Source organism: Lentzea sp. NPDC058450 (genome assembly GCF_042721395.1).
Taxonomy (GTDB): Bacteria; Actinomycetota; Actinomycetes; order Mycobacteriales; family Pseudonocardiaceae; genus Lentzea.
In genome coordinates this window covers 479100-496443 of sequence record NZ_JBHXLO010000002.1, presented here as the reverse complement: position 1 = coordinate 496443, position 17344 = coordinate 479100, and the positions used below count along the sequence as shown (strand labels likewise).

The 17344-nt window shown below is 68.7% G+C and carries 18 protein-coding genes; 10 read left to right on the top strand and 8 right to left on the bottom strand.

Annotated elements, in window-relative coordinates; all coding sequences use genetic code 11:
- Positions 1–159: 159 nt before the first annotated feature.
- The gene (locus ACFWNN_RS06265) at positions 160–1386 is read right to left on the bottom strand and encodes a cytochrome P450 (protein ID WP_382438789.1); all 1227 of its coding nucleotides are present in this window, start codon (positions 1384–1386) and stop codon (positions 160–162) included.
- A 122-nt stretch (positions 1387–1508) separates the two neighbouring features.
- Between ACFWNN_RS06265 and ACFWNN_RS06260 the strand changes: the two genes are divergently transcribed.
- Positions 1509–2636: a steroid 3-ketoacyl-CoA thiolase gene (locus ACFWNN_RS06260; protein WP_382438788.1), complete on the top strand. Its 1128-nt coding sequence runs from the start codon at positions 1509–1511 to the stop codon at positions 2634–2636.
- Here ACFWNN_RS06260 and ACFWNN_RS06255 read toward each other — a convergent pair.
- From ACFWNN_RS06255 to ACFWNN_RS06245, 3 genes are read right to left on the bottom strand one after another with little or no spacing between them, the layout of a single operon-like run.
- The gene (locus ACFWNN_RS06255; protein ID WP_382438787.1) at positions 2620–3555 is read right to left on the bottom strand and encodes a hypothetical protein; all 936 of its coding nucleotides are present in this window, start codon (positions 3553–3555) and stop codon (positions 2620–2622) included. The genes ACFWNN_RS06260 and ACFWNN_RS06255 overlap by 17 nt on opposite strands.
- Before the next feature lie 10 nt (positions 3556–3565).
- Positions 3566–4420: an SDR family oxidoreductase gene (locus ACFWNN_RS06250; protein ID WP_382438786.1), complete on the bottom strand. Its 855-nt coding sequence runs from the start codon at positions 4418–4420 to the stop codon at positions 3566–3568.
- Complete coding sequence (locus ACFWNN_RS06245) at positions 4417–5175, bottom strand: SDR family oxidoreductase (protein WP_382438785.1); 759 nt, start codon at positions 5173–5175, stop codon at positions 4417–4419. Before ACFWNN_RS06245 ends, ACFWNN_RS06250 begins: the two co-directional genes overlap by 4 nt.
- 63 nt (positions 5176–5238) lie before the next feature.
- Between ACFWNN_RS06245 and ACFWNN_RS06240 the strand changes: the two genes are divergently transcribed.
- Genes ACFWNN_RS06240 through ACFWNN_RS06225 form a run of 4 tightly spaced genes read left to right on the top strand, consistent with a single transcriptional unit; the run spans position 5239 to position 8534 of the window.
- Positions 5239–6006, top strand: a complete 768-nt coding sequence (locus tag ACFWNN_RS06240; RefSeq protein WP_382438784.1) for an enoyl-CoA hydratase family protein — start codon at positions 5239–5241, stop codon at positions 6004–6006.
- A complete protein-coding gene (locus tag ACFWNN_RS06235) occupies positions 5981–6778 on the top strand; it encodes a CoA transferase subunit A (protein WP_382438783.1) in 798 nt (265 codons plus the stop codon). Before ACFWNN_RS06240 ends, ACFWNN_RS06235 begins: the two co-directional genes overlap by 26 nt.
- On the top strand, positions 6775–7488 hold the full coding sequence (locus ACFWNN_RS06230; protein ID WP_382438782.1) for a CoA-transferase subunit beta: 714 nt from the start codon (positions 6775–6777) through the stop codon (positions 7486–7488). The genes ACFWNN_RS06235 and ACFWNN_RS06230 overlap by 4 nt, the downstream gene beginning before the upstream one ends.
- The gene (locus ACFWNN_RS06225) at positions 7485–8534 is read left to right on the top strand and encodes an NAD(P)H-dependent flavin oxidoreductase (protein WP_382438781.1); all 1050 of its coding nucleotides are present in this window, start codon (positions 7485–7487) and stop codon (positions 8532–8534) included. Before ACFWNN_RS06230 ends, ACFWNN_RS06225 begins: the two co-directional genes overlap by 4 nt.
- Here the strand turns inward: ACFWNN_RS06225 and ACFWNN_RS06220 are convergent.
- Genes ACFWNN_RS06220 through ACFWNN_RS06205 form a run of 4 tightly spaced genes read right to left on the bottom strand, consistent with a single transcriptional unit; the run spans position 8518 to position 12087 of the window.
- The gene (locus ACFWNN_RS06220; RefSeq protein ID WP_382438780.1) at positions 8518–9648 is read right to left on the bottom strand and encodes an acetyl-CoA C-acetyltransferase; all 1131 of its coding nucleotides are present in this window, start codon (positions 9646–9648) and stop codon (positions 8518–8520) included. The genes ACFWNN_RS06225 and ACFWNN_RS06220 overlap by 17 nt on opposite strands.
- Before the next feature lie 17 nt (positions 9649–9665).
- Positions 9666–10262: a TetR/AcrR family transcriptional regulator gene (locus tag ACFWNN_RS06215; RefSeq protein WP_382438779.1), complete on the bottom strand. Its 597-nt coding sequence runs from the start codon at positions 10260–10262 to the stop codon at positions 9666–9668.
- Between the two features lie 14 nt (positions 10263–10276).
- The gene (locus ACFWNN_RS06210; RefSeq protein ID WP_382438778.1) at positions 10277–11020 is read right to left on the bottom strand and encodes an SDR family oxidoreductase; all 744 of its coding nucleotides are present in this window, start codon (positions 11018–11020) and stop codon (positions 10277–10279) included.
- Positions 11017–12087 carry an acyl-CoA dehydrogenase family protein gene (locus ACFWNN_RS06205; RefSeq protein ID WP_382438777.1) on the bottom strand — a complete coding sequence of 357 codons (1071 nt, stop codon included), beginning with the start codon at positions 12085–12087 and terminating at the stop codon, positions 11017–11019. Before ACFWNN_RS06205 ends, ACFWNN_RS06210 begins: the two co-directional genes overlap by 4 nt.
- 79 nt (positions 12088–12166) lie before the next feature.
- Here ACFWNN_RS06205 and ACFWNN_RS06200 point away from each other — a divergent pair, with 79 nt between their 5' ends.
- From ACFWNN_RS06200 to ACFWNN_RS06180, 5 genes are read left to right on the top strand one after another with little or no spacing between them, the layout of a single operon-like run.
- Positions 12167–13606 carry a FadD3 family acyl-CoA ligase gene (locus tag ACFWNN_RS06200; RefSeq protein ID WP_382438776.1) on the top strand — a complete coding sequence of 480 codons (1440 nt, stop codon included), beginning with the start codon at positions 12167–12169 and terminating at the stop codon, positions 13604–13606.
- A complete protein-coding gene (locus ACFWNN_RS06195; RefSeq protein ID WP_382438775.1) occupies positions 13603–14433 on the top strand; it encodes an enoyl-CoA hydratase in 831 nt (276 codons plus the stop codon). Before ACFWNN_RS06200 ends, ACFWNN_RS06195 begins: the two co-directional genes overlap by 4 nt.
- Positions 14433–15524 carry an acyl-CoA dehydrogenase family protein gene (locus ACFWNN_RS06190; protein WP_382438774.1) on the top strand — a complete coding sequence of 364 codons (1092 nt, stop codon included), beginning with the start codon at positions 14433–14435 and terminating at the stop codon, positions 15522–15524. Before ACFWNN_RS06195 ends, ACFWNN_RS06190 begins: the two co-directional genes overlap by 1 nt.
- Entirely contained in the window at positions 15521–16393 is an 873-nt protein-coding gene (locus ACFWNN_RS06185; RefSeq protein WP_382438773.1) for an acyl-CoA dehydrogenase family protein, read from the top strand. The genes ACFWNN_RS06190 and ACFWNN_RS06185 overlap by 4 nt, the downstream gene beginning before the upstream one ends.
- On the top strand, positions 16390–17340 hold the full coding sequence (locus tag ACFWNN_RS06180; RefSeq protein ID WP_382438772.1) for an acyl-CoA dehydrogenase family protein: 951 nt from the start codon (positions 16390–16392) through the stop codon (positions 17338–17340). Before ACFWNN_RS06185 ends, ACFWNN_RS06180 begins: the two co-directional genes overlap by 4 nt.
- Positions 17341–17344 lie beyond the last annotated feature (4 nt).

Below are 17344 nucleotides of genomic sequence, written 5' to 3'. Positions count from 1 at the left end.
CGCTTTTCAGCCCGGCCTTTCCGGCCGACCAGCACCTCGCAAGGGCCCCGAAGTCAAGCCCCAATCTCTATCGTCGCGCAGCGGCGATGACTCGACCACGCTCGTCCGCAGTTGTCTCTGCACCCGAACCCAACCACCGCACTGGTGACGTACGCGGCGTCACGTGTACTGAACCCGGAACTCCTTGATCCCGTTCAACCACCCGGACCGCAACCGCCGAGGCTCAGCCACCTGCCGAATGTTGGGCATGGCATCGGCAATGGCGTTGAAGATCAGATCAATCTCCAACCGAGCCAGGTTGGCCCCGATGCAGAAGTGCGCCCCACTCCCTCCAAACCCAAGATGGGGATTGGGATCCCGAGTGATGTCAAACGTCTCAGGAGCCTCAAACACCTCTTCATCAAAGTTGGCAGACGAGTAGAACATCCCGACCCGTTGCCCGGCCTTGATCTCCACCCCTCCAAGCGAGGTGTCCGCCATCGCCGTGCGCTGGAACGACACCACCGGCGTGGCCCACCGAACGATCTCATCCCCAGCAGTAGCCGGCCGCTCCGACTTGAACAACTCCCACTGCTCAGGATGATCAAGCAACGCCTTCATCCCGTGCGTGATGGCATTACGAGTGGTCTCGTTCCCAGCCACCGCCAACAACAACACGAAGAACCCGAACTCCTCGGACGCCAGCCCAGCCCCGTCGACGTCAGCCTGAACGAGCTTGGTCACGATGTCAGACCGAGGACACTTCCTCCGGTCCTCAGCCATGGTCCACGAGTACCCCAGCAACTCAGTAGCCGCGGTCAACGGCTCGATCTCGAACTCGGGGTCGTCATAAGCGATCATCTGGTTCGACCAGTCGAAGATCTTCCGCCGATCGTCCTGCGGAATCCCGATCAACTCCGCGATCGCCTGCAACGGCAACTCACAGGCGACGTCCGACACGAAGTCCCCGGACCCCTTCTCCAACGCCTCAGCAACGATCCGCTCAGCCCGGGAAGCCAACGCCTCCCGCAGCGAGTTGACCGCCCGCGGCGTGAACCCGCGCGAGACGATCGCACGCTGCTTGGTGTGCGTAGGCGGATCCATGTTCAGCAGCAACAGCCGCTGCATCTCGATGTTGTCGCGCGGCATGTCCTCCTTGAACCGGATGATCGCCGTGTTCTCGCGACTGGAGAACAGTTCGCTGTTGCGCGAGACCTCCTTGACGTCGCGGTGCTTCGTCACCACCCAGAAGCCGTCGTCGGGGAACCCCGCTGATCCCTGCGGGATGGAGTTCCACCAGATCGGCGCGGTCTGGCGCAGTTCGGCGAACTCCTCGAACGGCAGCCGACTCGCGTACATGTCGGGGTCGGTGAAGTCGAAGCCTTCCGGGATGCGCGGCTTGCCCACAGGCACCTCCTAGGTGGAACGCGTTCTAACCGATTCAAACACGCTTGCGGCTTGTGCTGAAGCCCCCACACGGCCAATCTGGAGCCTGACAGGAACGTGTTCTAGTTTCCGAGGAGGCTCGCGTGGGCAGTCCGGTGATCGTGGGAGCGGTGCGCACGCCCATCGGCAGGCGCAACGGCTGGTTGTCCGGCCTGCACGCCGCCGAACTCCTCGGCGCGGCGCAGCGAGGTCTTCTTGACAGGACCGGTGTCGATCCGTCCACGATCGAACAAGTAATCGGCGGCACGGTCACCCAGGCGGGCGAGCAGTCCAACAACATCACCCGGACGGCCTGGCTGCACGCGGGACTGCCGCAGACCACCGGCTGCATGACCGTCGACGCCCAGTGCGGGTCGGCGCAGCAGTCCACGCACCTCGTCGCCGGGCTGATCGCGGCAGGCGCGATCGACGCCGGCATCGCCTGCGGGGTCGAGGCGATGAGCCGGGTGCCGTTGCGCGCGAACGTCGGCGAGACCGGGATGCCACGGCCCGAGTCGTGGGCGATCGACCTTCCCAACCAGTTCGTGGCGGCCGAACGGATCGCCGAGCGCAGGGGCATCGGCCGCGAGGAGGTGGACCGGTTCGGGGTGCAGTCGCAGAACCGCGCCCGCAACGCCTGGGCGGCGGGGAGGTTCACCGCCGAGGTCGTGCCGGTGAAGGTCGGCGAGGAGCTCGTGGACACCGACCAGGGTCTCCGGGAGACCAGCCTCGAGGCACTCGCCGCACTCAAGCCTGTCGTACCGGACGGCGTGCACACCGCCGGAACGTCGTCGCAGATCTCGGACGGCGCCTCCGCCGTGATGGTCGTGTCAGAGGAGTTCGCCCAAGCGCACGGCCTCACCCCACGAGCGCGGATCGTCACGCAGTGCCTGATCGGCTCGGACCCCTACTACCACCTGGACGGCCCGGTCGACGCTACCGCGCGCCTGCTCCAGCGCAGCGGCATGAAGATGGCCGACATCGACCTGTTCGAGGTCAACGAGGCGTTCGCGTCCGTCGTGCTGTCGTGGGCGTCGGTCCACCGCCCCAACCTGGACCGGGTCAACGTCAACGGCGGCGCCATCGCGATCGGTCACGCCGTCGGCAGCACCGGCACGCGGTTGATCACGACCGCGCTGCACGAGCTCGAGCGCCGGGACGCCTCCACCGCGCTCATCACGATGTGCGCGGGCGGCGCGCTGGCCACCGGCACGATCATCGAACGGATCTGAACGGGTACCGGGCCCGCCGCGACTCGTGCTGGAACCGCCGGTAGAAGTCCTTCATCACCGCCGCGACGGAGTTGTGCCGCCCGAGCACCGCAGCGATCCTCGGCGGCACCCCTTCGGCCCGCAGCGCGTACGCGAACCACATCACCAGGTGCGTCACCGTGTAGTGGCGGTCGTAGTCCTGATGCTCGGCGAAGAACACGATCTCCTCCTCGTCCAACTCGAACGACGAGGAGATCGCCAGGCCGTAGTCGGCGAAGTACAGCCTTGAACCATCGGTCAGAACGTTCTGGAAGTGGCCGTCGAAGTGCAGCAGGCCCCGGGAGTTCATGAACTCCACCCCGGCCGCCAGCTCCCGTTCGACCATCTCGCAAGCGCTTTCGAGATCGCCGCACGCGTTCAGCCAGTCGTGCAGGTTGTGCGGAAAGCACTCCAGGAACACCGCGATGCTCGACGTAGACGCCCACAGCGCCTCGATCCGCGGCCCGACCGCCGGTCCCCAGTAGTCGACGGCCTGCTCCAGCTCCTCAGCCAAAATCTGGTCCGGGTGCGGCAGGACCCGCCAGTGGTACGTCAACGGAAAGCCGTCGTACGAGCCGTCCAGCACCCAGCCGGTGGTCATCTCGTGCACGGCCACCTCACGCCACGCCCCGAAACCCGCCGAACCGACCAACCCAACGCCATAATGCGCGCGCACGGGCAAGTCGTAGAGATTCGCCGTCGAACCGGGGTTGCGCAGCTCCAACGAGGTCAACGGCAGCCGCTTCACGAACACCCGCGTGTCCGCGACCTCCAGCAACGCCGTCGGCCCGCCGATCCCCGCACCCGCCGGCTCGGCGCGTTCCACCAGGTCAGCGAGCTCCGAGTCGCTCAACGACGACAAGGCGGCGGAAACCGAGCGGTAGGAGTCCAGTCGGGTCACATGATCGAAGTTACTCGGCCCCGTAGACCGGCGTCGGGTGATCGTCCGCGACCAGCTTCCGCACCACCGCACCCAACTCGTCGGGGGACCACCGCGCGCCCTTGTCGATCTCCGGCCCGCGCTGCCACCCGTGCACCACGCACACCCGCCCGCCGTCGACCTCGAACATCCGCCCGGTCACGTCCCCGGCCTCCTCGCTGCCGAGCCACACCACCAGCGGCGAGACGTTCTCCGGCGCCATCGCGTCGAAGCCCTCCACCGGCGGCGCCATCATGTCCGCGAACGTCGCCTCGGTCATCCGAGTCCGCGCGGCCGGGGCGATCGCGTTGACCGTGACCCCGTACCGGGCCAACTCGGCCGCCGCCACCAGCGTCAACGACGCGATCCCCGCCTTGGCCGCCGAGTAGTTGCCTTGCCCGACGCTGCCGAAGAGCCCGGCCCCGGACGACGTGTTGATCACCCGCCCGGACACCGCGCCACCGGCCTTGTGCACCGCCCGCCAATGCGCGGCCGCGTGGTGCAAGGTCGCGAAGTGCCCCTTCAGGTGCACTCGGACGACCTCGTCCCACTCGTCCTCACTGCACCCGACGACCATCCGGTCCCGCACGATGCCGGCGTTGTTGACCAGCACGTCCAGTCCGCCGAACTCCTCGACCGCCGCGCGCACCAGCCGCTGAGCACCGGCCCACGTGCCGACGTCATCGGTGTTGACCACAGCGCGCGGCCCGATCAACGCCGCCACCTCGCCCGCGACCTCGGCCGACAGGTCGTTCACCACGACCCGGGCCCCGGTGGCGCCGAACGCCAGCGCGTGCGCCCGGCCGATCCCGCGCCCCGCGCCCGTCACGATCACGACCCGGCTCATGAAGTCCCCTCATCGGCAGCGGTCAGGAACGCGGGTGCCTCTCCCCCGCCATGCACGACCAACGTCGCGCCACTCACGTAGGACGCCAACGGCGAAGCCAGGAACACCGCACACGCCCCGACCTCGTCCGGCGAAGCCAAACGCCCCAACGGCACGGTGCGGGCCACGGCCTCGATCCCGGCCTCCGAGCCGTAGTGCAGATGCGACTGCTCGGTCCGCACCATCCCCACGGCCAGCGCGTTGACCCGCACCTTGGGCGCCCACTCCACGGCCAGCGACGACGTCAGGCTGTCGAGACCGGCCTTGGCCGCACCGTAGGCAGCGGTCCCCGGCGACGGACGCCGCCCGCTCACGCTGCTGACGTTCACGATCGCCCCGGACCCCTGCTCCTGCATGACCGCGTTGGCGGCCTGCGACACCAGCAGGGGCGCCAGCAGGTTCAGTTCGACGATCTTCGAATGAAACCTGGGCGAAGCCTTGTCCGCCAACGCGAACGGCGCACCGCCGGCGTTGTTCACCACGACGTCGAGCCGCCCGTGCTGAGCGACGATCCCCGCCACCAGCTCAGAAACCTGCTCCGCATCGCGGACGTCACAGGGCACGAACGACGCGCCCTCGACCTCCGCGGCACGTCGAGCACAGGTCACCACCACAGCGCCCGCCGACAGGAACGCACGGGTGATGCCGAGACCGACACCCCGCACGCCGCCCGTCACCAGGACCACTGCTCCGTGAAGGTCCAGTTCCACCAGCACCTACCCCGGTCGCTCCGGCACTGCTAAATTACCAAGCAATCGCTTGGTTCGGAAGGCGGCTCCATGGGAATCTCCAGCAGCCACACCGAAAACGGCATCATCGAAGTCACCATCGACTATCCCCCGGTCAACGCCATCCCGTCGCAGGGGTGGTTCGAGCTGGGCAGGACCATCACCGCGGCGGGCCAGGACCCGGACGCGCGGGTGGTGATCCTGAGGGCCGAGAACCGCGGCTTCTGCGCGGGCGTCGACCTGAAGGAGATCCAGCGCGCCGAGGGCTACAACGCACTCGTCGCGGCGAACCGAGGGTGCTTCAGGGCTTTCGCGGCCGTCTACGACTGCGAGGTGCCGGTGATCGCCGCGGTGAACGGCTTCTGCCTCGGCGGCGGGGTCGGGCTGGTCGGCAACGCGGACATCATCGTGGCGTCCGACGACGCCACGTTCGGGCTGCCCGAGGTCGACCGGGGCGCGCTCGGCGCGGCCACCCACCTGGCCCGGCTCGTCCCGCAGCACCTGATGCGGACCCTCTACTACACCGCGCGCAACGTCAGCGCGCAGACGTTGCACCACCACGGCAGCGTCGTCGAGGTCGTGCCCCGCGCGCAGCTCGACGACGCGGCCCGCGAGATCGCCAAGGAGATCGCGAAGAAGGACACCACGGTGATCCGCGCGGCCAAGGAGGCGATCAACGGCATCGACCCGCAGCGCGTGCACCAGAGCTACCGCTTCGAGCAGGGCTTCACCTTCGAGCTGAACCTCACCGGGGTGTCGGACCACGCCCGGCAGGCCTTCCTGGACGGAGACCATGCGCGACAAGCGAATGACGGCTGACGAGGTCGCCGGCGAGATCAAGGACGGGATGACCGTCGGCATCGGCGGCTGGGGCTCGCGGCGCAAACCGATGACCCTGGTCAAGGCGCTGCTCCGGGCCGAAGCGAAAGACCTCACGGTCGTCACCTACGGAGGCCCGGACGCCGGGTTGCTGTGCGCGGCGGGCAAGGTGCGCAAGCTGGTCTACGGCTTCGTCTCGCTCGACTCGATCCCGTACGACCCGTGGTTCAAACGGGCCCGCGAGACCGGGACGATCGAGGTCCTCGAGCTCGACGAGGGCATGTTCCAGACCGGGCTCCGAGCCGCCGGGCACCGGTTGCCGTTCCTGCCGACCAGGGTGGGCCTCGGATCGGACGTGCTGAAGTACGCGCCGGAACTCAAGACCATCAGGTCCCCTTACGACGACGGCGAGGAGCTCGTCGCCATGCCGGCGTTGAAGCTCGACGTGGCACTCGTGCACCTCAACCGCGCGGACAAGCACGGCAACGCCCAGTACCTCGGGCCCGACCCGTACTTCGACGACCTCTTCTGCCTGGCCGCGGACCGGCGGTACGTCTCGTGCGAGCAGGTCGTGGAGACGTTCGACGGGCCGCCGCAGACGTTGCTGCTCAACAGGATGATGGTCGACGGTGTGGTGGAGGCCCCCGGTGGCGCGGGGTTCACGAGCTGCGCGCCCGACTACCCCCGGGACGAGGCTTTGCAGCGCGAGTACGCGGCCGCGGCGACCGACCTGGAGCAGTGGCCCGCCTTCTACGAGAGGTTCCTCGGATGAGCGACATCACGCGGGCCGAGGTGTGCGTCGCCGCGTGCGCCGACCTGTTCCTCGGTGCCGGCGAGACGCTGGCCAGCCCGATGGGCCTGATCCCGTCGCTCGGCGCGCGACTCGCCCGCCTCACCACCGAACCCGACCTGCTGCTGAGCGACGGCGAGGCGTTCCTGCTCACACCCGAGTCCACTGTGGAGGGCTGGCTGCCGTACCGGAAGGTGTTCGACGTGGTGGCGCACGGCCGTCGGCACGTCGTGATGGGCGCGAACCAGGTCGACCGGTTCGGCAACCAGAACATCTCGGCGATCGGCGACCACGCGAAACCCACCCGGCAGCTGCTGGGTTTCCGGGGCGCGCCGGGCAACACGATCAACCACCGCACCAGCTACTGGGTGCCGCGGCACAGCCCGCGCGTGCTGGTCGAGGCCGTGGACGTGGTGTCCGGCGTCGGCTACGACAAAGCGGTCGGCCCGTTCCACGACATCCACCGCGTGGTCACGAACCTGGCCGTGCTCGACTTCGACACTCCGGACCACTCCATGCGCATCGTCTCGGTGCACCCCGGGGTGTCCGTGGACGAGGTGCAGAAGCAGACGTCGTTCGACCTCGTCGCCGAGAACGTCGTCGAGACCCGGCTCCCGACCGACGAGGAACTGGACCTGATCAGGACGAGGCTCGACCCGAACGCCAAGCGGGAAAAGGAAGTGCCGGCATGAGGACCGCGCTGACCGATCTCGTCGGCGTGCGGCACCCGGTCGTGCAGACCGGGATGGGCTGGGTCGCCGGGCCACGTCTGGTCTCCGCGACGGCCGAAGCCGGCGGCCTCGGCATCCTCGCTTCGGCGACCATGACCTACCCCGAGCTCGAAGCCGCGATCAAGGAGACCCGCTCGCGCACCTCGGCGCCGTTCGGGGTGAACCTGCGCGCGGACGCCCACGACGCCCCGGAGCGGATCGACCTGCTGATCCGCGAGGAGGTGAAGGTCGCTTCCTTCGCACTGGCCCCGAAACCGGACATGATCGCGAAGCTGAACGACGCGGGAATCGTCGTGATCCCGTCGATCGGCGCGGCCCGGCACGCGGAGAAAGTCGCCAAGTGGGGCGCACACGCGGTGATCGTCCAGGGCGGCGAGGGCGGTGGCCACACCGGCGGGGTCGCCACGACGTTGCTGCTCCCGAGCGTGCTGGACGCGGTCGACATCCCGGTGATCGCGGCCGGCGGCTTCTTCGACGGCCGGGGCCTCGCGGCCGCGCTGGCCTACGGCGCGGCCGGCATCGCGATGGGCACGAGGTTCCTGCTCACCCAGGAGAGCACCGTCCCGGACGCGGTCAAACAGGCCTACCTGCAACGAGATCTCAACGGCACGGTCGTGACGACCCGCGTCGACGGCCTGCCGCACCGCGTGCTGCGATCCGACCTGGTCGAGCACCTGGAACGCTCCGGCCGAGTCAGCAGCCTGGCTAGAGCGTTGACCAACGCGGCCAGGTTCCGGCAGCACACCGGTCTGTCGTGGCGCGCGATGATCCGCGAGGGCCTGGCCATGAAGCACGGCAAGGACCTCACGTGGTCGCAGGTGATCATGGCCGCGAACACGCCGATGCTGCTCAGAGCCGGACTGGTCGAGGGCCGCACCGACGCGGGCGTGCTGGCGTCGGGTCAGGTCGCGGGGATCCTCCACGACCTGCCCACCTGCGCCGAGCTCATCGAGACGATCGTCGGGGACGCCGAGACCGCGATCGACCGGCTCAAAGCCGTTCGATGATCGTCACGTTCGCCTGACCACCGCCCTCGCACATCGTCTGCAGCCCGTACCGGCCACCCGTCCGCTCCAACTCGTGCAGCAACGTGGTGAAGAGCTTCGTTCCGGTCGCGCCGATCGGGTGGCCCAGCGCCAACGCGCCCCCGTTGACGTTGACCTTGCCCAGGTCGACCCTGAGCTCCTTGGCCCACGCCATCGCGACGGACGCGAACGCCTCGTTGATCTCGAACAGGTCGATGTCCGCAATGGACATCCCGGCCCGGTCCAGCGCGTACTTCGTGGCCCGGATCGGCGCGGTCAACATGTAGATCGGGTCCGACCCGCGCGCGGACATGTGGTGCACGCGCGCTCGCGGCGTCAGCTTGTGCTCGCGCACCGCCCGTTCCGACACGACCAGCACCGCCGAGGCGCCGTCGGAGATCTGCGACGACAACGCGGCCGTCGTCCGTCCGCCGGGCCGCAACGGCTGGAGCTTCGCCATCTTCTCCGCGCTCGTGTCCGGGCGCGGGCACTCGTCCGCCGCGACCCCGTTCACCGGTGCGATCTCGCGGTCGAACCGGCCCTCCTTGATCGCGGTGATCGCCCGGAGATGGCTCTGCAGCGCGAAGTCCTCCATCTCACGCCGCGACAGGTCCCAGCGCACGGCGATCAGGTCGGCCGCGCGGAACTGGCTGACCTCCTCGTCGCCGTAGCGGTGCTGCCAGCCCTCGCAGCCCTCGAACGGGCTCACCGTCATGGCCGACCCGATCGGCACCTGCGACATGTTCTGCACACCGCCCGCGACCACGACGTCGGCCGTGCCGCTCATCACCGCCTGCGCCGCGAAGTGCAGCGCCTGCTGGCTCGACCCGCACTGCCGGTCGACCGTCACGCCCGGGACCTGCTCGGGGAAACCCGCGGCGAGCCAGGACGTGCGCGCGATGTCGCCGGCCTGCGGGCCGACGGTGTCCACGCAACCGAAGATCACGTCGTCCACGTCCGTCGGGTCGACGTCGACCCGGTTGAGCAGCGCCGTGATCACGTGCGCGCCGAGATCCGCGGGGTGCACGTGGCTCAGCTCGCCACCACGCCTGCCCGCCGGGGTCCGCACAGCCTCGATGATGTACGCCTCGGCCACGAGGGCCCTCCTTCTTGCTACGTCTTGGAGTTCTTCCGGCGGCCCGTGGCGATGCCGTCGAGCAGGATCGCGAGGTACTGGTCGGCCACCGCGTCCGCCGCCAGGTCACCCTCCGGCCGGTACCACCGCACGGCCACCCACACCGTGTCGCGGATGAACCGGTACGTCACGTCAACGTCGAGGTCGGCGCGGAACACGCCCGCGCTCATGCCCTCCTCCAGCAGCACCGTCCACAGCTTGCGGAACTCCACGCTGCGGTCCTCGATGTAGGCGAACCGCTCCGCGCCGGCCAGGTGCTTGGCCTCGTTCTGGTAGATCGCGACGGCCGCGTGCCGGGTGTCGATCGACTCGAACGACGCCACGACCAGCGCCTTCAGCGTCTGCTTCGGACCGAGGCCCGCCTCGACGATCTCCCGGTACGAGCTGAACAGCTCGTCCAGGAACGTCCGCAGGATCTCGTCCACCATCGACTCCTTCGAGTCGAAGTGGTGGTACAGGCTGCCGGACAGGATGCCCGCCGCGTCCGCGATGTCCCTCACCGTCGTCTGGCCGTAGCCGCGTTCGGCGAACATCTGCGCGGCGAGCTCCAGCAGCTCGGCCCTCCGGGTGCTCACAGGTCGGTCCTTCCTCACGGGTGCTGACTGCTCACCGAGACGACCTCGCCCGTCAGGTACGACGAGTAGTCGCTGGCGAGGAACACGATCACATTCGCGACCTCCCAGGGCTCGGCGGCGCGCCCAAAAGCCTCTCGGGACGCCAGTTCGGTCAGCAACTCCTCACTGGTGACCTTGGCCAGGAACGGGTGCGCCGCCAAGCTCGGCGCGACGGCGTTCACCCGGATGCCGTGCTCGGCGACGTCCATCGCGGCGCACCTGGTGAGCGCCATGACGCCGGCTTTCGCTGCGGCGTAATGGGCTTGACCCTTCTGGGCGCGCCAGCCGATCACACTGGAGTTGTTAACGACGACACCGCTTCGCTGGGCGACCATTTGGCGTAGCGCGGCCCTGGTGCAGCGGAACGTGCCGTTCAGCGTGACGTCGAGGACCCTGGCCCACTCGTCGTCGGCCATGTCCGTGATCGCCTTCTCACCGCCGAGGCCGGCGTTGTTGACCATCACGTCGATCCGGCCGTGGCGGGCGACGGTCTCGTCGATGAGCCGTTGCACCTGCTCCTCGTTCGTGACGTCGCACGGGATGGCGTGGTCGGTGCCGAGCTTCTCGTGGGTCTCCTTGAGCCTGCGCTCGTGCCAGTCGCTGATGACGACCGTGGCGCCCTCTTCGAGGCAGCGCTGCGCGGTGGCCGAACCGATGCCGGTGCCCGCCGCGGCCGTGACCACGACGATCTTGTCCTTGAGCAGGTCGTGGCCGGTCATCGGGGCAGCCCCAGGATGCGGTGGGCGATGATCTCGCGCTGGATCTCGTCGGAGCCGCCGTAGATCGTCTCGGCGCGGCTGAACAGGAACATCCGCTGCCACTCGTTGTCGTCGATCATCGACTCGGGGCCGAGGGAGTCCATCGCGAGCTCGCCGAGCCTGCGGTGCCAGCCCGCCCAGAAGAGCTTCAGCACGGACGCCTCCGGGCCCGGTTCGTCGTCGAGGGTGCGCATCGTGTGCGAGCGCATGACGTGCAGCTCCATCCACGCCCTGGTGAGGCGTTCGTCGTCGCTGTTCGCCATGATCGCGTCGAGCTGCCTGCGGAAGCTGACCTGGTGGCCGAGCATCGCGGTGCCGCGTTCGAACCCCAGCGTGGCCATCGCGATCTTCCAGCCCTCGCCGGGCTCGCCGACCACGTTGTGCGCTTCGGTGACCGCGCTGTCGAAGAAGACCTCGTTGAACTCGGACGTGCCGGTGAGCTGGCGGATCGGCCTGACCTCGATGCCGGGCTGGTTCATCGGCACGAGCAGGTACGACAGGCCGTGGTGGCGCTGCGAGCCCGGTTCGGTGCGGCACAGCACGAAGATCCAGTCCGAGTAGTGCGCGTTGGACGTCCAGATCTTCTGGCCGTCGATCACCCACCTGCCGTCTTCCAGTCGCGCCCTGGTCTGCACGGACGCGAGGTCGGAGCCCGCACCCGGTTCGGAGTAGCCCTGGCACCACAGCTCGTCGAGGCTGCGGATCCTGGGCAGGAAGCGTTCCTTCTGTTCTGGTGTGCCGAACGCGACAAGCGTCGGCCCCAGCAGGCCCTCGCCGACGATGTCGACCTTCGCCGGCGCGTCGGCCTCGGCGTACTCCTCGTGGAAGATCACCTGTTCCTCGACGCTGCGCTCGCCGGGCCAGCCGAGGCACGTCCAGCCGCTGCGCGCGAGGTGCCGGTGCCAGCGCAGCCTGCCCTCGAACGCCTCGTGCTCGCGACCGGGACCACCCAGGCCGCGCAGCTCAGCGAACTCACCGACGAGGTTGGCGGACAACCATTCCCGCACCTCGCGCCGGAAGGACTCCATGGGCCATACTCTAACCTACCAAGCACTTGCTTTGGAGGGCGTCGTGTCGAACGTTCCAAGCAGGGAAACGGTTTCAGCCGTGCTCGAAGGCGCAGCTGCTTCGTACATCGACGCGGAGGCGTTGGTGGACGGGGAGGTTCGCCTGTCTTTTCTTCAGCTGCGCGCCGCGGTGCTGACGGCCGCGCGGGCGTTGGCCGGGTTGGGTGTGCGGCCGGGCGACCGGGTGGCGTTGTGCGCGCCGAACTCGGCTGCCTGGGTGGTGGCGGCGCTCGGGGCGTTGCACGCGGGGGCGGCGCTGGTGCCGATCAACACCCGGTTCACCGCCACCGAGACCCTCGACGTGGTGCGGCGCAGTGCCGCTCGGGTGCTCGTGGTCGAGGGGTCGTTCCTCGGGCGGGACCGGGAGGCCGAGCTGCGGACGTTGACCCCGGACCTGCCCGCGGTGGTGCGGTTGCCGCATCAGTGGGTGGACGTCGATGCCGATCTTCCTGTGGTGGCACCGGATCAGCTGTGCGACGTCATGTACACGTCCGGGACGACCGGGCGCAGCAAGGGGGCGATGAGCGCGCACCGGCAGTCGCTCGGGGTGGCTCTCGCCTGGGCTGAGTGCGGTGAACTGACGGCGGCCGACCGCTATCTGATCGTCAACCCCTTCTTCCACACCTTTGGTTACAAGGCGGGGATTCTGGCCTGTCTGCTGAGCGGGGCGACGATCGTGCCGCAGCCGGTGTTCGACGTCGTGGAGACGATGCGGCTGATCGAGCGCGAGCGGATCACCGTGCTGCCGGGTCCGCCGACGATCTTCCAGGCGTTGCTGGACCACCCGGACCGGTCGTCGTTCGACCTGTCGAGCCTGCGGCTCGCGGTGACGGGTGCGGCGGTCGTGCCGGTGGTGTTGATCGAACGGATGCGGGCCGAGCTGTCGTTGACCGTGCTGACGGCGTACGGGCTGACCGAGGCCGTGGTCGCGACGATGTGCCGGCCGGGTGACTCGCCGGAGACGGTGGCCTTGACGTGCGGGACGCCGATGGCCGGGTTCGAGTTGAAGCTCGGGGCGCAGGACGAGGTGTTGCTGCGCGGGCCGAACGTGATGCTCGGGTACCTGGACGATCCCGAGGCGACGGCTGCCGCCATCGATCCTGACGGCTGGTTGCACACCGGTGACGTCGGTGCGATCGACTCGCGCGGATACCTGTCGATCACCGACCGGCTCAAGGACATGTACATCTGCGGCGGGTTCAACGTCTACCCGGCCGAGATCGAACAGGCGTTGGCGCGGCTGTCCGGGGTCGCGGAGGTGGCCGTCGTCGGGATGCCTGACGCGCGCCTAGGCGAGGTGGGGCTCGTGTTCGTCGTGACTTCGCCAGGAGTGTCTTTGAGCGCTTCGGACGTGATCGCGTTCTGCCGTTCGAGACTCGCGAACTACAAGGTGCCGCGCGCGGTCGAGTTCGTGCCCGCGCTCCCCCGCAACGCCATGGGCAAGGTCCTCAAAACCCGACTGCGCAAGGAGAACGCGTGACTGTCACGTACGAACGGCGGGACGCGGTCGCCGTCGTGACCCTGAACCGCCCCGAGTACCGCAACGCGCAGAACTCGGCGATGACCTACGCGTTGGACGAGGCCTTCACCCGTGCGGTGGACGACGACGAGGTGAAGGTGATCGTCCTGGCGGGCGCCGGCGACCACTTCTCGGCGGGCCACGACATCGGCTCGCCCGGCCGTGACGTCGACCAGTCCTTCGAACGCAAGGCGGTGATGTGGTGGGACCACGTCGGCCGCGAGGGCGGTGACCTCCGGTTCGCCCGCGAGATGGAGGTCTACCTCGGCATGTGCCGGCGGTGGCGGGAGATCCCGAAGCCGACGATCGCGATGGTGCAGGGCGCGTGCGTCGCCGGTGGCCTGATGCTCGCCTGGATCTGCGACCTGATCGTGGCCGCCGAGGACGCGTTCTTCGCCGATCCCGTGGTGCGCATGGGAATCCCGGGCGTCGAGTACTTCGCCCACCCGTGGGTGCTCGGCCCGCGCGCCGCCAAGGAGGTGCTCTTCACCGGCGACCGCTTCTCGGCCCAGCGCGCCTACGAGTGGGGCATGGTGTCCCGCGTCGTGCCGCGCTCTTCGTTGGAGTCCACGACTTTCGAGCTGGCTTCTCGGATTTCGTCGATGCCGCGGTTCGGGCTGGCGCTGGCGAAGAAGGCGGTGAACCAGTCGGAGGACCTGATGGGCCTGCGCGCCGGCATGGACTCGGTGTTCGGCCTGCACCACTTCGCGCACGCGCACAACGCCGAGGTCAGCTCCGACGCGCTGGCCGGCATGGACGCCCGTGCGATGAAGAAGGCCTCCAGCTGATGGACCTCGACCTGGACGCCGCCACCTCCGACTTCCAGACCGAGGTGCGCTCGTGGCTCGCCACCCACGTCCGTTCGCTGCCTTCCCTGGACACCCCTGAAGGCTTCTCGGCACATCGCGAGTGGGAACGCCAACTGGCCGACGCACGCCTGTCGGTGGTCTCGTGGCCTCGGTCGTTCGGCGGCCGCGAGGCGTCTTTGTTGCAGTGGCTGGTGTTCGAGGAGGAATACCACGCCGCCGGCGCACCGGGCCGTGTCTCCCAGAACGGCATCTTCCTCCTCGCCCCCACGCTGTTCGCGCACGGCACCGACGAACAACGCGCCCGCATCCTGCCCGCCATGGCCCGCGGCGACGAGGTGTGGGCGCAGGCGTGGTCCGAGCCCGAAGCGGGATCGGACCTGGCGTCGTTGCGCAGCACCGCGACCCGCTGCGACGGCGGCTGGCTCCTGCGCGGCCAGAAGACCTGGAGCTCGCGCGCGTCCTTCGCCGACCGCGCGTTCGGCCTGTTCCGCACCGGTCCCGGCGAACGCCACCGAGGCCTGACCTACCTGCTCTTCGACCTTCGGTCGGCCGGTGTGACCGTGCGCCCGATCAACCAGCTCGACGGCGAACCGGGCTTCGCCGAGATCTTCCTGGACGACGTCTTCGTGCCGGACCCCGACGTGATCGGCGAGGTCGGCGACGGCTGGCGCGTGGCCATGAGCACCGCGGGCAACGAACGGGGCCTCACCCTCCGCTCCCCCGGCCGCTTCACGGCGGCGGCGTCGAGGTTGGTCGAGCTGTACCGCAAGAACCCGGACCCGGCCCTGCGCGACCGGGTCGTGGACGCCTGGATCGGCGCCCAGGCCTACCGCCTGCACACCTACGGCGCCCTCGCCTCACCGCTGTCGGGCCCGGCGGCCAGCGTCACGAAGGTGTTCTGGTCCGAACTGGACGTGGCGTTGCACGAGACCGCCCTGGACCTGCTCGGCGAGGTGGCGCCGGGCTGGCGCGACGGCTGGCTGTTCTCCCTCTCGGGCCCGATCTACGCCGGCACCAACGAGATCCAGCGCAACGTGATCGCCGAACGACTCCTGGGGCTGCCGCGATGATGTTCACGCTGTCACCCGAACAAACAGACCTGGCCGCCGTGCTGCACGACTTCCTGGGCGCGGGCAGGACGGACCTGGCCTCGCTGGGCATGGACGAGGTCAGCGATCCGGTGGACCTGGTCGTGGTGTTCGAGGAGATCGGGCACCACTCGGTGGCAGGGCCATTGATCGAGACGCTGGCCGTGGTACCGGCGCTGTTGGCCGGGGCCAGGGCCTGGCCAGAAGCGGAAGCGGGGGCGGGAACTGGGGTCGGGGCTGGGGAGCCAGGTGGCACCTGGTCTGTTGCCTTCCCACCCCTCGTTCCCCACGCCCCCGAGGCCGACCGCTACCTCCTCGCCGACGGCACCACCCTCCACCACGCCTCCCCCACCACGACCGAACTCCAGTCCGTTGACCCGGCCCGCCGCCTGGTCGACCTCTCCCCGGGCGAGGTCATCGCCACCGATGCCCCCACCGAACACGCCTTCAACCTGGGCGTCCTCACCGCTTCCGCCCAACTCCTCGGTCTGGGCCGAGCCATGCTCGAAATGACCACCGAGTACGTCAAAACCCGCCATCAGTTCGGTAAGCCCATCGGCCAGTTCCAAGCGGTCAAACACCATTTGGCCAACGTCCTCATCGGACTCGAACTCGCCCGCCCCCTGGTCCACGGCGCCGCAGTCACTCTCACCACCAGGGACATCTCGGCGGCCAAGGTCGCCACCTCGGACGCAGCCTGGCAGTCCGCCCGCACCGCACTCCAGGTGCACGGCGCGATCGGCTACACCGCCGAACACGACCTGAGCCGCTACCTCCTGCAAACCAGAGCCCTCCGCACGGCGTGGGGCAGCCCGTCAATGCACCGAGCACGCGTGCTGGAGGCGTTGTGACCCCAGAACAACAAGCCCTGAAAAACGCCGTCCGCAGCCTGCTGCACAAACACTCCAACACCCGCGCGGCATTGGAAACCGGCTACGACAAGGACGTGTGGGCGCGCCTCACCGACATGGGCGTGCTACCGATCCCCGAGGAGCACGGCGGTTCCGGCGCCACCGCCCAGGACACAAACGTCGTGCTAGAAGAACTAGGCCGCACGCTCACACCGTCACCACTGCTGGCCACGACCATCGCCACCCACGCACTCCTCAGCGTCAAGCAGGACGACCTGCTGCAACGAATCGCGAACGGCGCCATCGCCACCCTCGCCTGGCCGTGGGACGGCACCCAGGTCACCGGCACCAGCCACCTGACCGGCACCTTCAAGTACGTCCTCGACGGCGACCACGCCGAAATCCTCGTCGTCAGCGACGGCAGGCACCTCTACGAGGTCCACGACGTCACCCCCGAGCACACCCCGACCATGGACCAGACCCGCCGCCTGGCCACTGTGCACCTCGACAACACCCCGGCCACGCGACTCGGCCCGTGGGACCCAGCGATCCAGACGGCGGCCATCGCGGCCCTCGCCGCCGAACAGGTAGGGACAGCGGCCAAAGCGCTGGAGCTCACCGTCGAGTACACCAAAACACGCGTGCAATTCGGCAAGCCGATCGGCCAGTTCCAAGCCCTCAAGCACCGCATGGCCGACATGCACGTGCTCGTGGAAACCGCCCGGTCAGCCGCAGGAGCCGTCACCGACGAGACCAGCGCGGCCGTGGCCAAGGTGTACTGCTCGGAGTCCTTGTTCCAGGTAGCGGCCGAGATGGTGCAACTGCACGGCGGCATCGCGATCACCTGGGAACACGACGCCCACCTCTACTTCAAACGGGCACACGGCGCCCGCCAACTGTTCGGCAGCCCGGCCGAGCACCTGAGGCGACTGCGGGCCAAGATCTGACCTC